The sequence below is a fragment of the Hymenobacter canadensis genome (assembly GCF_027359925.1).
Lineage (GTDB): Bacteria > Bacteroidota > Bacteroidia > Cytophagales > Hymenobacteraceae > Hymenobacter > Hymenobacter canadensis.
In genome coordinates this window covers 342,222-357,971 of the sequence record NZ_CP114768.1, presented here as the reverse complement: position 1 = coordinate 357,971, position 15,750 = coordinate 342,222, and the positions used below count along the sequence as shown (strand labels likewise).

Genomic DNA, 15,750 nt, shown 5'->3' with positions numbered 1-15,750 from the left:
GTCAGGTAGGAAAAGTTACGCCTTTCTCTATTCACAACTGGCACTCGATTCGGGGAAGCGTACACAATAGCTGATGAAATACTAGCAGGACGCGGGGCAGAGTTACTGCCGCTACTTGGTCGACTCGATGAAGTGCCCGAGCCATTGCGCGCCCTAATGTTACCAAAATCCGATGAGCATCAGCCTGCGCCTTTGGCTTTTGCAAGACGAATTAGTGCTTGGGTTCAATACCAACAAGCTGGCCCAATTGAGGCTATTACGAATGGGAAAATCGTACGGGATGCTGCGCGCAAATTGGCCATTCTGTACCCGATGGTTCGTCAGCAACTGCGACTGTTAGTACACCATCCAGATTCGTTGGATTCGCTTAAACCGGCATTGAACGATTTAGTGAATAACGAAGGGTTAGATGGCTTTGCCCAAATTCATCTAATAATTACACATCGTCCAGGGCAAGAGTCCGTGCTTTCTCTTAGCCCTCTAGATGAACTCATAGTTCGCGGTGCAGTAGTACCAGAGCGAATAGAAATTTCGAACATTAATAAACTGGCTGAATGGCTGCAAACACGGCCTGCTCACTTATTAGTGTTACCAGGCCAGCGGCGCTTGGAGCCTCTAAAGGTAAACAAGCAGGTTTCCGACCTACACCCGCTGAGTTTACCTCATACGTTACAGTACAACAGATTTAAGGACGAAGTCAACTTGTTGCCGCGTTCACAGCAACGCGACCCTAGTGGTCCAGAGCATCCTTTCGGAGCTTACCATGAAATAGCTTCAGCAGTCGGACAATTGTCTAATCAAGAAGTATCAGGCGCCTCGATGCCTCGGGCAAATAGTCCTGATTTGCCCGCAGTTTTACCGTATGGTGTGTTTATTATTGCGGGTGCCCCAGCAGAGCCTCCTACTGGAGCCTTAGCACTCGCCAGAGCTGGTGGTAGCCGTGGCGACCTGGTGGTAACTCAGTTTACTGAGAGATTTGTGAAGGGCGTTGAGAATATGCTGACAAATTCGAATTATCAGCCCCGCACCGACGAGTTGTTTAAGTTGCTTCGTGAATTGGAAGAAATCGGACGCACCCCTCTCTTTAACACTATAAGTGCAAAAACCCCAGGCGGCTTTGATGCTAACTCCTTAAAAGGGCAATTGGGCCAAGCAGTAGCGCTGCGCTGGTACGCGGAAAAAGCGGGTGACCAACGGTGCGTTGTTATTAGTCTGGACTCAGCGCTTGCACGCCGCTCTTGGTTGGCGCACCGTGAATCAGACCGTCGTAATGACCTTCTAGGAATGCGTTGGCTACCAGGAGGAGGAATAAGCCTTGACTTGATTGAGGTTAAGTCCTACGAAGTCGGCGGTCCTGTTGACGGTGAGGGGACCCCAGGTGAGCAGTTGCGGTCAGTAGCACGGGACCTGTTGCCCGTTGTAAGTGGGCAAAGCGGGCCGGGGGGCAAACTCGTCACTGACTGTCGGCGCGAGGCACTGCGAGTCCAGCTATTCCAGGAAGGTCAACTGCGAATGCCCGTCGGCTACGACAGCAAAGTATGGGCAGAATGGATTCAGCAACTAAACCAGGCGCTGGATGGACAGTTGGCTGTAGAAGTCAATTTATTGTTGACTGAAGTAGTGTTCAATGAGAACGAACCTATTAAAATAAAAACTTACAAGGGCCAACCGAATGCGCTAGAGCCAGAAAAGAAATTGGATTTGGTTCGTGTACAGTTAAGAGAACCAGACATTAAACGCTTGCTAGGTGAACTGCCTCCATCGTCAGAAAACGGAACGGCTGCTGTCCCCATTTCACCTGCAATACCACCAACGCCAACCCCAGGGCCACAAGAACCGACAACACCCGTTATGCCAACTGGTAAAGTGGCTTCTGTGCCTGTAGAGGTCGAAAGTACCACAAAGGCAACTCAAATGGAAAAACATTCGACTGCACCAATTGCAACTACATTATCAAATAATTCAGTGAACGGAACCCCAGCATTACCGCACGACGGCGAGTCCAAAACAGATTCTGTAGCCGTGGTTGCGCCCCCTGAACCTACTGCTGCGGAAACACCCATCTTTATTAATCCACCCCTGCCAGGGGTTGTAGAGCAACTTGCTACCAGTCTGTACCGGGGACTGCAGAAATACGACTTAGCACCCAGTGGCCCTATAGACCCAGCAATTGCGGAAGTCGGACCAAGTTTGATACTACTGAAAGTCTCGTTGAAGAGTGGTAAGAAAGTCGCTGATATACAACGTCTTGCTACCGATTTGCAACGCGAAATGGAATTAGACCGACCACCTGTAATCGGCAATCTAGCAGGCACGCCATATGTTGCAGTTGAAGTAGGAAGGACAGACCGTAAACCGATTCCCCTTGGTCCGTTACTTATTGCCGGCAAGGATGAGCCTGCTGTATCGTTTCCCGCTGGCGTCAGCACCAATGGGCAAGTTAAATGGCTTAATCTACCTCGTTTGCCACACATGCTTATTGGGGGGACTACTGGAGCAGGCAAAACTATCTTCCTGTATGGACTCATTAAGGCACTTAGCCAACTCAATGGTCCCGAAACAGTGGAACTATTGCTAATTGACCCAAAGCAGACAGATTTTGTTTTCTTTGAGAAGCTACCTCATTTGCGCAATAATCGGGTCGTATATGAGTCAGCAGAAGCGGTTGAAGCATTGACTGACCTTCTCGATACTGAATTGCCTAAGCGTACTGGGCTACTCCGTCAGTATGGCTGCCGTGATATTCATGAGTATCGCCAAGAAACACGGACCGAGCCGATGCCTTTCATTATCGTTGTGATTGATGAGTTTGCGGACCTAGTGCAAAGCCTAGGTAGCAAGGAACGTAAGCTATTTGAAGAAAAGGTAGGCCGCCTAGCGCAGCGTACGCGTAGCGTAGGTATTCATTTAGTAATAGCGACCCAACGGCCAGACATGAAGGTCATTCCGGGGAATTTGAAGAATAATCTAGATTGCCGAGTTGCTTTCCGCCTAGCATCTGGCACAGACAGCCGTGTTATTCTCGATGAAATGGGAGCAGAAGACTTGTTAGGAGCTGGTGATTTGCTGCTTAAGCAACAAGGCCAGATACAGCGGCTGCAAGGTTTCTATGTTTCGTCAAATGATTTAAAAGACTAAATAATGTTACTCATTTTTAAAAAGTGACGAACATGCACTGGTAAGTTTAGAAGAGCTAGTAGTATGAGCATTGTTCGTTCTAATTAAGAAGGAGCATTACACCCTCATGTCGATTCCCTCTTAATAAGTCTAATTCAAACGACTGGATGTAAAATTCGGTTATATTCTCATGACAATGCCCCAATATCAACCAATCCAAAAAATCCTGTTCGGAAGTCCAGGAACAGGCAAAAGCCATCAAATTGACAATAGTATTATCCCAATAGAACTCGGTATTGACGATAAGTCAAATGTTATAAAGACCGTTTTCCACCCCGAGTACACTTATGGAGATTTCATGGGTAAGTTGATGCCTATGACTGACGCGCACGGCAAGGTTGAATACATATTCTACAGTGGTCATTTTTTGAAGGCACTAGGCAAGGCTTACAAGAATATAATTAATGCTAACATCAATTATGAGAAAGAGCGGGCTGATGTTTTACGTCGTTATAAGACTAGTATTAATAAAACACATCAAAATGATTTCACCGATGATGAGAAAACTGAAATACAAACCTTGTATGATGCAATACTGAAAACGCCTGACAATGTTGTTTTAACAATTGACGAGATAAACAGGGGCAATTCTGCATCTATTTTTGGAACTGTTTTTCAATTGCTTGACAGGAGTTCTGAAGGATGGTCATCATATGATGTAATGTTATCGGATTTAGAGAAAATCGCTCTTTTTAGAGAAATTGACCTAAGCGATGAATATGACAAGACTAATCGTGGCATGCTTTATTATTATGGCGGAAAAAGCATAAGTGAATTCGAGTATAACAAATATATAAATTGGATCTATGAGACATTAGAAGAATTCCACAAAGTAGATCTTAAAAAAGGCAAAATCAAATTACCCCCTAATTTGTCATTAATTGCAACCATGAATACGTCGGACAATTCGATTTATTTCATGGATAGTGCTTTTAAAAGACGGTGGGATTGGGAGTTTGTTGAAATTGAAGATGAAATGCAACGCGAATCCATGAATGAGTGTTTTCTTCAGTTATATGGAGAGAATGTCGCATTATGGTGTGATTTTGTAGACAAGCTTAATTCATTTATAAAGCGGAATTACAAAGTTGTTCGAAAAATTGAGGACAAACAGATTGGTTACAGATTCATTAATACATCTGTAGTAACGGAGGTAGAAGTAAAGAATAAGCTGATGTTTTTTGTATGGGATAGTGTATTCAGTAATAATAAAAAGCCGCTAGCTGAACTTCTTGGTTTGCAAGAACAGGAGCTGGTAACATTTGGACAGTTTACACAGAGAACTCAAGTTACGCGATTTGTAAAAGCAATCATTGAAATTTAATGTTTGACCTAACCAACATTGATGTAATCAAAACGGATGCAGAGCACGGCTTGCGCAGTTATTCCTTCGTTGGGTTAAAGCGAAAAAACGATAGTGACCGGCTAGAATTTTGGTTACCAATAGGGTTCAATGACTTTGAACCTTCTTTCGAGGCTATTAAGAAATTTTTCTTTAAAATGTACCGTACCTTCCAGGTATACAGGGAAAGGAAAATGGGTGCTTTAGAAGAGGATTGGCGTACCACGGATAGGGATGGGGTTTTCGAATTCGAAAATGGCTTCAGCTTTATAAACGAGAGAAATGAGCATGTTATTTTTTATGGAAAATTAAATAGTTTAGACAAAATTCTGGAAGGTTATGACGAATTGAGAATTTCTTCGTTAGAAAAGAAGAAATTTCATTCCCTTGAAATCGACTATTCCCAAATTGATAGGTATATGCACCGAGCATACTTCCTTGAGGATGACATTATCTATTTGGATGAAATGACTATACCTAAATCTGTCATTATCCAGGACAGCCCTTCAATTGTACAATTATTTTGTTTTATTTATACAGAAATCAAGAAGGAGCTCGAGGAGGTTGATTCTACCCCAGACAGAGCTTTCGAACTTGCTGCAAAATTTAAAGAAGAGTTTTTGGAGCCAGGTAGTAGTTTGTTCGATGAAGAAAGCTTTGATAACACCATATTCGCCTTACGGTCAGTATTTGAGGAAATTGAAGACAAGACCACGTATAAAGATGATGACTTTTGGCATTTCTACGAAGCAGTAGAAGCATTTTTATTTGGCCAAAAAAGTGATGATAAAGATGGCATATATTTCGGCATTAATAATTTCTATGATGTATGGGAAGATATGTGCCAAGCATATATGCTCTCAAAGGAGCATAAACACTTAGAGCAAGTCCTGTTTGCTGATGTGAAAGGTAGATTACTAACGCGAAAAGATTTAGGAGTAAAGCCATATATCAATATGAATCCTTTTGCTGTAAAAATAAATAACGAACCTAGAAATAGATATTTAAGACCTGACCTAGTTTTACTTGAGTCTGTTGACTATGAGGGATCTACAAATTATTTGGAGAGTAAATTATTAAACAAAATATTCAGTGCCAATCGTGAAACTTTTGAGCTAAATGACAATTTCTATACAAACCACAAAATAAAATTCAATACAAACATTATCGAAAACTTTCCGGAGCTTTACCAGATTTACTTGAAACATTTAAACAAGAATAAGAAATATATTGATAGCGGAAGAAAGACATATTACGAATATATACGTCACAGTAATTATGATGACTTTGCGGCCGAAGTATCTGCTTATGTCTGCCAGGTTAACGAATACTTCGCTATGGAAAAAGGCCTTATAAGTTCAATAATAAATGTGATAGATTATAAGTATATGCGTCTCTCTGACTATATTACGTACGATCCTTCTGCCATTAATAACTTTGGCGAAAATAAAATCAAGGATGACATTCATAAGCAACTTGTTTATGAATGGGCAATTCAGAATAACATATCTTATACATCTACTAAGAGCGAATTCTGGATACCGTTTTATTCAGATGACTTGTCTATTGAGAAGCAGAAGTATTTAATTACAAACTCCCATTTCCAAACTAATCAAATAGATGTTATTCAAGTTAATTTCAAAGTCCTTCAGGAAAACTATATCAAACTAAACACCTTACTGTAATCATGTCAAATCAATTTAAGCATGATGCCGTTGGCAGCGTGCAGAGCCAATATAATCCAGTAGCGGTTTTAAAGCCTGATGTTCGTCGGGTTGTGAATGCACAATTCATAAAACCAATATTGGACGCCTTTTTCGCTGGTAAAGGTGGTATCGAAAATTTTCACGAACTAGATCATGATAAATTATTAACAGAAATAGAATTTAATGATGGAAAATGGAACTTCGTCAAGGAGTATATTTATAAAGAATTAGCTGAATCAATATCGAAATCTGAAGATCGAAAGGTATTATTTAAACCTAGATACTTAATTTGCTTTGATGAAGACCTCGCAAATTACAAAACAGATTCTTCCAAATATCCATATAAATTAATATTTGGATTGGAAAACAAACAAGAGGGAAATATAAAATATGGAGTAGTTAGGCTTGGTGAAGCAATAATGTTGTATTATATTTTTATTGATTTTCAGGAAGTAATAAGATTTATTAAAACCATACCAAGAGGCCTTTATACTCCAAACAAATCACTAAAGCCAATCACAACTGAATATGAGAACCGCATAAATCTTATTAACGGTTTGATTATTGAAAAGCAGTTAGAACTAAGTTTAACAAATAAATTAAGTCATAAGACAACAATAGGAGATGAGATAAGCCGTTTGGAAAATCTCAAAACTCGCACCTTAGAAGGTGGTAAAGGAAAATTAAGAGTCAATTTAACATGGAGTACTACTGACGATTTAGACCTACATGTTTTTACACCAAGTGGCGAAATATCTTATTCTAATAATAGCATTGAGCATGAAGGGGTAATTGGGCAATTAGATGTCGATAAAAACGCAGGTAACGAACTTGTAAGTAACCCCCAAGAAAACATTAGTTTTGATGCTATTCCAATTGGAAAGCATCTTGTTGTTGTTAAATTATTCAAAGTAAGAGATTCAAACTCAGTACCTTTCATTCTTACGATTACAACGGAATTAGAAGGGGGGAAGATATTGAATGGGATTGTAGCTGGTGAAAAGAGTAAGCGCGAAGTTTCGTTTGAATTTCAGGAGGACAGACTTTTCATCGGAGAACTTAGTTAAAGCCTTTGGTCACAAAATGTGCAACGCCTAAGGTCATATATTTCTATAATTTCATATGTGGTTTCGTTTTGGTGCCTCGCTATTTCTAATGGAACGGTATCGGAGGTGTTTACCTCTTACTCAGTAATTTCATAATACTAACTGTATTAGTAGTAGATAATAAAGTTGACATTCTAATTTAGGCAATTGGACCCTTCATTGATAGCAGTTTCGCCCATGGGTTTTGCCTTCCTGCCATAATTACTAGTACTATCGAACCTTCCTCTTCATGGCCTTCTTATTCGGTGATCAGATAATAGCCACTGTTCTCAAACACGACAATAAAACGACAAATAGTCAACAGTTACATTTAATTTTATAATCCTAAATATTGCGCGGCATTGAATCTTTTAACATCATTCAATCGAGCATACCGCTCAATCATAGCATCGGTCTTTTGTTTAGTTTGATTTTTAATAGCCTTGTTAGATTGGCCTGCTTCCACGGCAATTGTGACAAATGAAGCGCGCAAAGAGTGAGCAGAATATATAAATCCTATATGTCGTTGCACTAAATGATTTACACTCTGATCCGTTAACCGATGTTTGCTGGGTTGAGCCGGTCGTTCCTTGGTCCCGCGGCTCATGCGGGTAAATAAAGGCCCGCTAGTTCGCTCGAGACACTCAATCCATTCCTGGACGGCCCGCACCGGACAGAAATCCGCACTGGGCGAGTAAAACACTGCTTTGTCTTCCTCGAGTCCATACTGGTTGGTCTTGCTCTGGCGCAAATGGATGACCAATGCTTGTCGAGTAAGCTCCACGTCCTCCACATTCAGGGCCACCAGCTCCGAGCGACGAAAGGCCCCCGCAAAGCCCAGAAGCAATAAAGCCCGGTCCCGTAATCCCGTCGGGGTAGTTGCATCCATTGCCAGAATAGCCTGCTTCAACTCCGCCACGGTAAAAGCGGGCGCCTGGCGCTGCCGCTTGCCCACGACCCGGGCAATACCATCGAGCACGACCTGCAGCGCCTCATGACCGGTCGGCGACGGCTGTCCCGCCAGCTGGTGCAGCTTGGCAATGGCCGCCACGTGTCGCCGAATGGTCGCCAGCTTCATGCTCCGGTCGGCCATCTGCGACACGTACCCAGCCACGGTAGTAACTTCAGCCGGCAAGTGCGTCACCTGATGATGCACGCAGTAATCCTGGAAGCTGCGCAAGTCCGCCGCGTAGCCGCGCTTGGTATTCTCCGCGCCGTGCAATCCGGCCTCGACGTACTTGGATACCGAGGACGGCAATTCAACCAGCGAGTGGTTGCGAGTGGGCACCAGGACGGGAAGTGACACCGAATTTTCCATGCGCCTATATAAATAAGGAGTAGCGACGAGTTTTCACCCCAAATTAGCATAAAATAACTTACTACCGATAATTAAGTGTTATCGGTACTAAGTCAGGGGCCAAACCAGACGGCAATCCCTCATGCGTTAGCCAACTGCTGCAGGCGCCGTTCTATCTCATACTTGCGCTCGTAACCCGAGCCGGCCGCCAAGGTCCACTCTACGGCTTCTAAAAAATCGGGGTGTGCGAGTAGTTCCACTAACCGTTGTTGGATATCGCGGCGCACGTCGGCGAGCGCGGCCGCCAACTCAGCTGCCAGCTCTTTACGATTGTCCACTACGTGCACTATGTCTTCCAGGTCCTGACTCAGGCGTAAGTCCGCCCAGCCCCGGTCGCGTAGCGCCACGAGTTTGGTGGCCACAAAATATACGGCACTCAGGATGCGAATCTCCAGGTCATTTGGCAGGCGGTAGATCGTGGCGTGGGCAAATCCGGCGGGATACCAAGGGTTACTAAAGCCCAAAATTTCCGGCTCGGTGGGCATGACGTCCACGGTCATCCCCTGATACGTCCACCGGCAGATTACGCCCGATGCAATGTCGTTTATAAACCCCAGCGCCCGTCGCTCCTCCTCTAGGACGTGGTACGCCGCGCGTGGGGCTATTTCTACGATACAATCAACGTCTTCCGTTACGCGGGGCTCGGGTGGTGGCAAAGCACTCGTGCTGTACAGATTTACCGTGGCGCCGCCGACGAAAACAATTCGCTCCCGCAGCTTCCCAAGGGCGAAGGCGACTGCCATTAGCTGGGGCAGATTGCGCGATTCAGTTGCCATTCGCTGCGCTGACGTGCTGGGTGATGGCGGCCTCTATAAGTTGGGCCGCTACTCGCCTTTCGCGGGGACGGCCTAGCCGCAAAGCATCTACCAGCGCCAGTAGCTCATAAAGACGGGCATCTTTCTGCGCGGCGGCGGCTACGCCTGGGTAAAGCGGCTCAATGGCAGCTCCCCACGCCTCACCCGCAGCGTTGGGCCAGACGTAAGCCGGTTCTGTCCCAAACGTTTTATTGAGTGGAGCGGCACTGGAGGCAGTCTGTATGCCGCGTGCCTGCGCGCCGGCATGGGCGGCGAATACGTAGGGCAAGCCATGCAGCAAAAATTCTATCAAGGCCCTTGCCTGCACCTGATGAGAACCCGGATCGGGAGCCAGCAGACGACTGTAACGACACCGGGCCAGCGCTTCAGACACCTCGGAAGCACTCAATGATAGCTCGTAAGCTAACTCCTTACCCAACCACACCCTTGCCTTCGAGCTGGCTACCAGCTTCAGCAATAAGACAATATCCTGAGGTCGCAACCCGTTAAATTTACGCATGATTCTTGATTTGCGAATTGCGAATATAATACCAAAGTGGACAAATAGTTACTGGAATGGCCGTATTTTCAGTTAGCGCTTGATCATCTGGCTCATCTCCACCCAATACTCTTCAATGACCGCTCATAAATCTAACCATTGCTTGTAGACCTCCTCATCTTGTGAGCAATGGAAAGCACCAAGGCCCTGATCCAAGCCCTAGCCTACCCAACGACCATCAGATCCTACAGCCGGGTAGTAAACGCCTGGCTTTTGTGTTGGGCCTTGCCCTGCCAGGGCGCGGGCTGACCGGTAGAAGCCATCGTCGGCATGGATTTCGGCGCCCCGCATGCTCTCGCCCGACACTCGGATCAGGTACGTGGCCTCGGGGTGGCGGAACAGGATGCGGTTGAGGTCAAAGAACTCCTCGAGCTCGTCGGAGGAGCTGCTACTGGCGAACCACCACGTACACGAATGCGAGGATGCCGGACAACTAGCCATCTGGCTGGCCAATATGATAACTGCCTCGGGCGAGTGCCAGCGAACCACCTCTTCGCTCACCGATTAATCGGCCGGCCACGTCCTATAGCAAACAGCTCTGGCAGGTTCGCCGAGTCCGTAAAGTGGTCTGTGCCCAGCAACATCAACTTTTCGCACTAGAACTGGAAGGCATCGTGGTCATCACGCTGCACTCCACCACCCAGACGCTGACCGTGGCCGTTGAGCGACCTACTGGGGCGCAAGTCGTCGACACGCTCCGCGAGGCCCTGCGTGACCGCCGTCAGGCCCTGAAAACCGAAGCCCGCCAGCTGCGCCAGGACTGGCAAGAAACCGAGTCGCTGCGGGCTCGGAAGGAACAGTCTAACTCTGGCTAGCACTTAGCTGGCGACCCCAGTGACCCCTAAAGCCCTGTGCGCTCATCGGCTCCGCCTTCAGCAAGCCATGGTAATTCAATATCTGTAGACGCTTAACGACCCGCAATAGCATGGGGGAACCAACTTTCCCCCACTACCCTAGTGCTACCTAGCCGGACCGGATATCATGAAGGCAGTGAGGACCTGAATTACCGGAAGCACGTGTCCCCATTGGCAAGCGTTCTGGTTAAGTCGTGCCAGCAACGACTTCGTTAATCGCCGTCAGCCGCGCGACGGCCCGTTCCAGGCTGGTGGCGGTGCCATCCAACTCCACCGACACTAGCAACGGGTGCTTGGCGGGTTTGGCGGGGATTTCTCCTTCCCGCCGGCCCCCGGTCTGCACCCGGCCCGGCTCCAGCGCGGGCCCCGGCGACTGGCTCAGGTCTTGGCTGCGCAGCGCGTCGAGGCTGACGTGAAAGACCTGGCTCAGTTTGGTGAGCGCTTCTAGTTTGGGGGTTGATTTGCCGTTTTCGTAGCGGCTAATCGTGTTGTAGTCGGTGGCGAGTTGGTCGGCCAGCTCAGACTGGGAAAGTTCGGCTCGACGCCGTAAAAAGCGCAGGTTTTTAGCAAAATACATAGCCGTGCGTGTAAAGTACACAAAGCTAGCCAGCTGAAAATGTGTATTTTACTGCATTATTAATGAATAATAAGCTATTATAGCATATATCATTAGGCCAACCTGCTGCATATTGCATTCGTTACGCGTTGCTTAGTGATTCGCTTGTTTGCTTTGCCACCGCACTGCCAAACCCTGCAAACTCCTTGGCCTAGGCTTGACAGCCCGTAAGCCGCCTGCTTAGGGTCAGTGACCTTGCTTCTCCTACCCCCTTCTTAATTCTTGTTCCGTACATGCCCGCTCTTCACTCCTTCCTCACGCCCGCCACCCTGCTGCTGCTTGCTGGCGGGTGGCTACTCGCCGGATGCTCGGCCCCGAGTTCGACCGCCCCACCCGCTGCCGACGCCGCGCAAACCTCCACTACCCCACCGCCCGCGTTTCCACTTGGCGGCAAAGTGGATTCGCTCAACGGCATCGCCGGCCACGCCTTTGGCGAGCCCCTGAGTGCCTTTACCGACCTGCGACCACTGCCCCCCATCCCGGGTGTGCCAGTCGGCCCGACGCGGACCTACACCTACGAGGGGACCAAAGGCTGGTTTGGCAAGCACCGGGCACAGGTACCCAGCCAGCTCTATACCTTTCTCGACGGCAAGTTCTATGCCTTCGTGGCCATCGGCGATCCGACCGTACTGCGGCCGGAAGCTACTTACCTGCTAGGCCCCGGCCAAGCGCAGGGCGCCTACCAACTCTTCTGGGAAGGGGCCAAAGCCCGGGCCGTGTACGCCGAAAAAGCCGTTGGCTTCGGCCGGGAAGGCCGCCTGGACGTGCTGAGCAAAACAATAGAAGCCGCCCTGGCGGCCAAGCAACAAGCGCAACTCCAAGCCGACAACGCCCAATAGAGCGCTAGTAAACAGCCCCATTCCTCTCCCTTCTCCTGAAGTCCTCATGCAAACCACCACTATTACTCACGCGTGCCCCGAGAGCCACACCATCCCCTACCGCTGGGCTACGCCCGGCCAACACGCTCAGGCCGTGCTCTGGGTCGCCGAGCACCTCCACGACCACTTCCCTACCTTGTCCGTGACCGACTTCGCGCAGGCCTTCCATGCGTTTCAGCCCGATTTGTGGGAAGACGGAAAGGACCTCTGGCTCGACTACGCTGACCTGGTCCGCCTAACCCAGCGGCTGGCCTACTCGCCGCTCGTACCGGAACTGGACCCGCCCGTTTACTGCGCCGATGTGCGCTACCTGGCCGGCGTTCTGCACTACTTTCACCTCGTGGCCGTTGAGTTACGGGCAGAAATGCAAGCTGGCGCACCACTGCATACCCTGCACCTGGATTCTTTAATTGACCGACTGGCAATTGGCAACAGCGTCGTCGAGCGCGTACGGCGGGAAACCCGGTCCCAAGCAGTGGCCCATGACCCGCAGGCAGCAGCCGACTTTGGGAATTGATTCGGCCGGTGCGGCGGCTCGCCCCCCCTGCTAACCTGAGTAACCCTTACTTGCCCCGCTTGCTATGCAGCCCGACCAGACGTGCAGGTCGGGAACAACGAGGATGCGCATCAGGGGAGGATGATAGAAGGCCAAGCTACTTTGGCGGGGAGGATGGATGACGCTTCAGAACGGCAAAGCGACGGGGACTACTAGCAGCTTAGCCTGGGGTTTTTCCATTATCTCTACCAAGCGATTAAAGCTGGCAGAGCTGGTATCCAGCAGTTCTGCATAGCTCATACGGGCAGTCAGCCGGTCTTCGTTTATCGGGTAGTATTCCCCATGGTAGTACTCCTGCCGATGAATGCGGACGTTAAATCCAGTGCTACCGAACACGATGATTTCATCTTCTCTAAGCTAGTAAGTCCAATTGAGAGCGTGACCTACACCTAGGCTCCGAACGGCCGTCAGCAGCACAATTTGCAAGAACTCAACTGAGCAACCGCCCATTCAGCAGATAGCTGGTGCTGCGCCCTCCTTCTTCGGCTTTGCGCAAAATGCCCTTGGTCAGCAGATCATTGATGTCCCGGACGGCCGTTTCCTTGGAACACCCAACCATCTTGGACCACTTGCTGGAGTTGAGCTTTCCGACAAAGTCACCCCATAGCTTCTCCATCATTTTGCGTTGGCGGTCATTGAGGGGGGTGGCAGCATGCACACGCCAGAACTCCGCCTTCTGCAGGATGGTCGAAAGCAGGGTGTTCGAGGCCGCAATGGCATTGCTTAAACAGGTTAGAAACCAGGTAAGCCAATCGGTGACGTCCAGTCCGGACTTTTGGGTTTGTTCCAGGATATCGTAGTACTCGCGCCGGTGGCGCTCAATTTGGAAGGACATGCTATAAAAGCGTTTGGCCGTCTGGTCCACTCGCGCCAGCTGCATGTCCGTAATCGCCCGGGCCATGCGCCCGTTACCGTCTTCCACCGGGTGCAGGGTAACGAAATAGAGATGAGCCAACGCCGCTTTCAGCACCGGGTCCAAGCGTAGTTCGTCGGGTGGCTGATTGAACCAGGTTATGAACTGATCCATCTCCGCCGGCAGGCGCTTGGCCCCCGGCGCCTCGAAGTGAATCGTTTCCTTGCCCAGGGCGCCGGACACGACCTGCATGGGCCCTGACTCGTCCTGCCGCCATTGCCCTGTCAGAATCCGATACCGACCCGAGTAACCGGTTGGAAACAGTAAGGCATGCCAGCCGAATAAGCGCTGGGCCGTGAGGGGCTGCCCGTACTGTTGCGTGGCGTCCAATAGCATGGCCACCACGCCGTCTACCTGCCGGGAAGAGGGAACCAACCCCGCTGCCTGTAAGCCCAGGTGCCGCGCTACCGAGGAGCGTACCTGCTCCACATCCAACTGCTCCCCCTCGATTTGCGAGGACTTAACCACGTCCTGCGTGATCGTCGCAAGAACGGCTTCCTCCTGCAGGGCAAAGCCCAACGATTCCATCCGGCCCAGTAATCTACCCTGCCGGCGGTTCACCTCCCCTAGCAGCTCCTCAATTCGGTTTGCCTGCCAAGTGAACCGGGGCCAGTCCTTATGCTCGTGTATGTACATACTCAGGTGCTGATGCCACGAATATAGGGGTTAATCGTGTCATAGTATGGCACGATTAACCCCTATATTCGTGGCATGCGTTTCCTACGGTCTGAATGAGCCTCTTGACCTTCTTGTAGCAGCGGGGGGACAAAATGAAGCTAAGCCTTACGACTGCTTATGCTCGTGGCTCACCGTTACCTGTAAGTGCTGGCGGGAGCTGGTGCTATTGCCGGACGAGACAGTTTCCAAATCGGAGGATTTCCCCTGTTTGTTTAGCAACACCCTGCTGGCCGGCCTGCTCAACAACTACCGCCTGGTCATGCATCGCCTGACCCTGAGCTCAGTGCATAACTACGTGCTCACCTTCAAGTCTGGCAAGCAGTTCACCACCGGCGAGGGCGAGAACTACCAGTACTGGACCACTAGATTGGCCAACGCCGCCCAAGACACGCTGCCCGTCGAGATGCTGCGCATGCAGGCCCTAATGCACTACCCCAGCAAGGGCTGCTAAATGGCCCCTTGGCTCGCCAATTCACTGAGAAAGCACTTCTCTTCACCTGCAACCGGCAATCTGTGTGAAATATGCGGTGCATCGACGTAGCGCCGGCGCTTATCGCTGGATTGAGCTCTTGGCGGAAGCCGGTCACGGCAAGATGCCCAAAAACACATCCGCCCCGTTGCCGGAATGGCGTGACTACTTGGAAGGCTGGTCAGCAGCCCAGAAAAGGTGTCCAGAAACAGGCTATCTACCGAAAAGCCCTTGCTACTTGTAAGTAGCAAGGGCTTTTCAACATACGCTTGACCCGAGACTAGGGGTTAACGTGCTTGAGCTTATTGCGACGACGCTCTTGCGCCTTCTTTACGCGGCGGTGGATGATCTCAAGAGCGGTTAGCGGCTGCTGAGCAGCGGCGGGAGTGTTTTCGGTTTTGGTGGTCTTGTTCGACATAAAAAAGAAAGTTATGGTCTGCCCAAATATACCCTTCCCCGGCAAATTGGGTTCTACACTATCCTCACAAAATGTGCTGGGCCTAAAAAGTGGTGCTGCAAAATACGCCGAATGCAAGCTACCTGGACGAGGTCACCAGTTAGGTGTCCAAGCCTCGCACCTCGTCGCGGTCCAGACGCCAGGCGGCCAAAACTCGGCAATGTGGTCGTTGCGATACCTGGCTACGTTGAAGGCCGGCTTTTGTCGGAATATAGCAACGAGCGTCGTAACATGTGTCGTAAACGGCATCAGCATTTTGATTATAATCCACTGCTCATTAACACAATACGTGTCGTAATAGATATCGTA

Annotated in this window: 15 protein-coding genes; 8 read left to right on the top strand and 7 right to left on the bottom strand. The window is 49.1% G+C overall.

The features are described 5' to 3' along the window. Nucleotides 1-156: 156 nt before the first annotated feature. The 4 genes from O3303_RS21045 (at nucleotide 157) to O3303_RS21030 (ending at nucleotide 7,292) form a co-directional block, all read left to right on the top strand. Nucleotides 157-3,138 carry an FtsK/SpoIIIE domain-containing protein gene (locus O3303_RS21045; protein ID WP_269562083.1) on the top strand — a complete coding sequence of 994 codons (2,982 nt, stop codon included), beginning with the start codon at nucleotides 157-159 and terminating at the stop codon, nucleotides 3,136-3,138. 169 nt (nucleotides 3,139-3,307) lie between these two features. After that, nucleotides 3,308-4,501 carry a hypothetical protein gene (locus tag O3303_RS21040; protein ID WP_434086421.1) on the top strand — a complete coding sequence of 398 codons (1,194 nt, stop codon included), beginning with the start codon at nucleotides 3,308-3,310 and terminating at the stop codon, nucleotides 4,499-4,501. After that, complete coding sequence (locus tag O3303_RS21035; protein ID WP_269562081.1) at nucleotides 4,501-6,204, top strand: hypothetical protein; 1,704 nt, start codon at nucleotides 4,501-4,503, stop codon at nucleotides 6,202-6,204. The genes O3303_RS21040 and O3303_RS21035 overlap by 1 nt, the downstream gene beginning before the upstream one ends. A 2-nt stretch (nucleotides 6,205-6,206) precedes the next feature. Beyond that, complete coding sequence (locus O3303_RS21030; RefSeq protein ID WP_269562080.1) at nucleotides 6,207-7,292, top strand: DUF2135 domain-containing protein; 1,086 nt, start codon at nucleotides 6,207-6,209, stop codon at nucleotides 7,290-7,292. Between the two features lie 355 nt (nucleotides 7,293-7,647). On the opposite strand, the gene O3303_RS21025 is transcribed toward O3303_RS21030, so the two are convergent. The 4 genes from O3303_RS21025 to O3303_RS21010 all read right to left on the bottom strand — a co-directional run bounded on the left by O3303_RS21025 (nucleotide 7,648) and on the right by O3303_RS21010 (nucleotide 10,461). Next, entirely contained in the window at nucleotides 7,648-8,628 is a 981-nt protein-coding gene (locus O3303_RS21025; RefSeq protein ID WP_269562079.1) for a tyrosine-type recombinase/integrase, read from the bottom strand. A gap of 119 nt (nucleotides 8,629-8,747) precedes the next feature. Next, nucleotides 8,748-9,410 carry a nucleotidyl transferase AbiEii/AbiGii toxin family protein gene (locus O3303_RS21020; RefSeq protein ID WP_269562078.1) on the bottom strand — a complete coding sequence of 221 codons (663 nt, stop codon included), beginning with the start codon at nucleotides 9,408-9,410 and terminating at the stop codon, nucleotides 8,748-8,750. Nucleotides 9,411-9,432: 22 nt separating this feature from the next. Continuing rightward, on the bottom strand, nucleotides 9,433-9,981 hold the full coding sequence (locus O3303_RS21015; protein WP_269562077.1) for a hypothetical protein: 549 nt from the start codon (nucleotides 9,979-9,981) through the stop codon (nucleotides 9,433-9,435). A gap of 198 nt (nucleotides 9,982-10,179) precedes the next feature. Beyond that, nucleotides 10,180-10,461, bottom strand: a complete 282-nt coding sequence (locus O3303_RS21010; protein ID WP_269562076.1) for a LexA family protein — start codon at nucleotides 10,459-10,461, stop codon at nucleotides 10,180-10,182. A 173-nt stretch (nucleotides 10,462-10,634) separates the two neighbouring features. Between O3303_RS21010 and O3303_RS21005 the strand changes: the two genes are divergently transcribed. Next, a complete protein-coding gene (locus tag O3303_RS21005; RefSeq protein ID WP_269562075.1) occupies nucleotides 10,635-10,835 on the top strand; it encodes a hypothetical protein in 201 nt (66 codons plus the stop codon). Between the two features lie 226 nt (nucleotides 10,836-11,061). Here the strand turns inward: O3303_RS21005 and O3303_RS21000 are convergent, their stop codons facing one another. After that, nucleotides 11,062-11,451 (bottom strand): helix-turn-helix domain-containing protein, encoded by a 390-nt coding sequence (locus tag O3303_RS21000; protein ID WP_269562074.1) that lies wholly within the window; start codon nucleotides 11,449-11,451, stop codon nucleotides 11,062-11,064. A gap of 272 nt (nucleotides 11,452-11,723) precedes the next feature. Here O3303_RS21000 and O3303_RS20995 point away from each other — a divergent pair, with 272 nt between their 5' ends. Then, nucleotides 11,724-12,329, top strand: coding sequence for a hypothetical protein (locus O3303_RS20995; protein ID WP_269562073.1), 606 nt, complete (start codon nucleotides 11,724-11,726; stop codon nucleotides 12,327-12,329). A 46-nt stretch (nucleotides 12,330-12,375) separates the two neighbouring features. Further along, nucleotides 12,376-12,885 (top strand): hypothetical protein, encoded by a 510-nt coding sequence (locus O3303_RS20990; RefSeq protein ID WP_269562072.1) that lies wholly within the window; start codon nucleotides 12,376-12,378, stop codon nucleotides 12,883-12,885. 469 nt (nucleotides 12,886-13,354) lie between these two features. On the opposite strand, the gene O3303_RS20985 is transcribed toward O3303_RS20990, so the two are convergent. Continuing rightward, nucleotides 13,355-14,473 carry a Fic family protein gene (locus O3303_RS20985; protein ID WP_269562071.1) on the bottom strand — a complete coding sequence of 373 codons (1,119 nt, stop codon included), beginning with the start codon at nucleotides 14,471-14,473 and terminating at the stop codon, nucleotides 13,355-13,357. Nucleotides 14,474-14,723: 250 nt separating this feature from the next. Between O3303_RS20985 and O3303_RS20980 the strand changes: the two genes are divergently transcribed. Continuing rightward, entirely contained in the window at nucleotides 14,724-14,966 is a 243-nt protein-coding gene (locus tag O3303_RS20980; RefSeq protein WP_269562070.1) for a hypothetical protein, read from the top strand. Between the two features lie 298 nt (nucleotides 14,967-15,264). Here the strand turns inward: O3303_RS20980 and O3303_RS20975 are convergent, their stop codons facing one another. After that, nucleotides 15,265-15,402: a hypothetical protein gene (locus O3303_RS20975; protein ID WP_269562069.1), complete on the bottom strand. Its 138-nt coding sequence runs from the start codon at nucleotides 15,400-15,402 to the stop codon at nucleotides 15,265-15,267. Between the last annotated feature and the right edge of the window lie 348 nt (nucleotides 15,403-15,750).

Bases quoted from the DNA above. Each gene is read 5' to 3' on its own strand.
- O3303_RS21045 (WP_269562083.1), top strand. From the start codon at position 157: ATGTTACCAAAATCCGATGAGCATCAGCCTGCGCCTTTGGCTTTTGCA.
- O3303_RS21040 (WP_434086421.1), top strand. From the start codon at position 3,308: ATGACAATGCCCCAATATCAACCAATCCAAAAAATCCTGTTCGGAAGT.
- O3303_RS21035 (WP_269562081.1), top strand. From the start codon at position 4,501: ATGTTTGACCTAACCAACATTGATGTAATCAAAACGGATGCAGAGCAC.
- O3303_RS21030 (WP_269562080.1), top strand. From the start codon at position 6,207: ATGTCAAATCAATTTAAGCATGATGCCGTTGGCAGCGTGCAGAGCCAA.
- O3303_RS21025 (WP_269562079.1), bottom strand. From the start codon at position 8,628: ATGGAAAATTCGGTGTCACTTCCCGTCCTGGTGCCCACTCGCAACCAC.
- O3303_RS21020 (WP_269562078.1), bottom strand. From the start codon at position 9,410: ATGGCAGTCGCCTTCGCCCTTGGGAAGCTGCGGGAGCGAATTGTTTTC.
- O3303_RS21015 (WP_269562077.1), bottom strand. From the start codon at position 9,981: ATGCGTAAATTTAACGGGTTGCGACCTCAGGATATTGTCTTATTGCTG.
- O3303_RS21010 (WP_269562076.1), bottom strand. From the start codon at position 10,461: ATGGCTAGTTGTCCGGCATCCTCGCATTCGTGTACGTGGTGGTTCGCC.
- O3303_RS21000 (WP_269562074.1), bottom strand. From the start codon at position 11,451: ATGTATTTTGCTAAAAACCTGCGCTTTTTACGGCGTCGAGCCGAACTT.
- O3303_RS20995 (WP_269562073.1), top strand. From the start codon at position 11,724: ATGCCCGCTCTTCACTCCTTCCTCACGCCCGCCACCCTGCTGCTGCTT.
- O3303_RS20990 (WP_269562072.1), top strand. From the start codon at position 12,376: ATGCAAACCACCACTATTACTCACGCGTGCCCCGAGAGCCACACCATC.
- O3303_RS20985 (WP_269562071.1), bottom strand. From the start codon at position 14,473: ATGTACATACACGAGCATAAGGACTGGCCCCGGTTCACTTGGCAGGCA.
- O3303_RS20975 (WP_269562069.1), bottom strand. From the start codon at position 15,402: ATGTCGAACAAGACCACCAAAACCGAAAACACTCCCGCCGCTGCTCAG.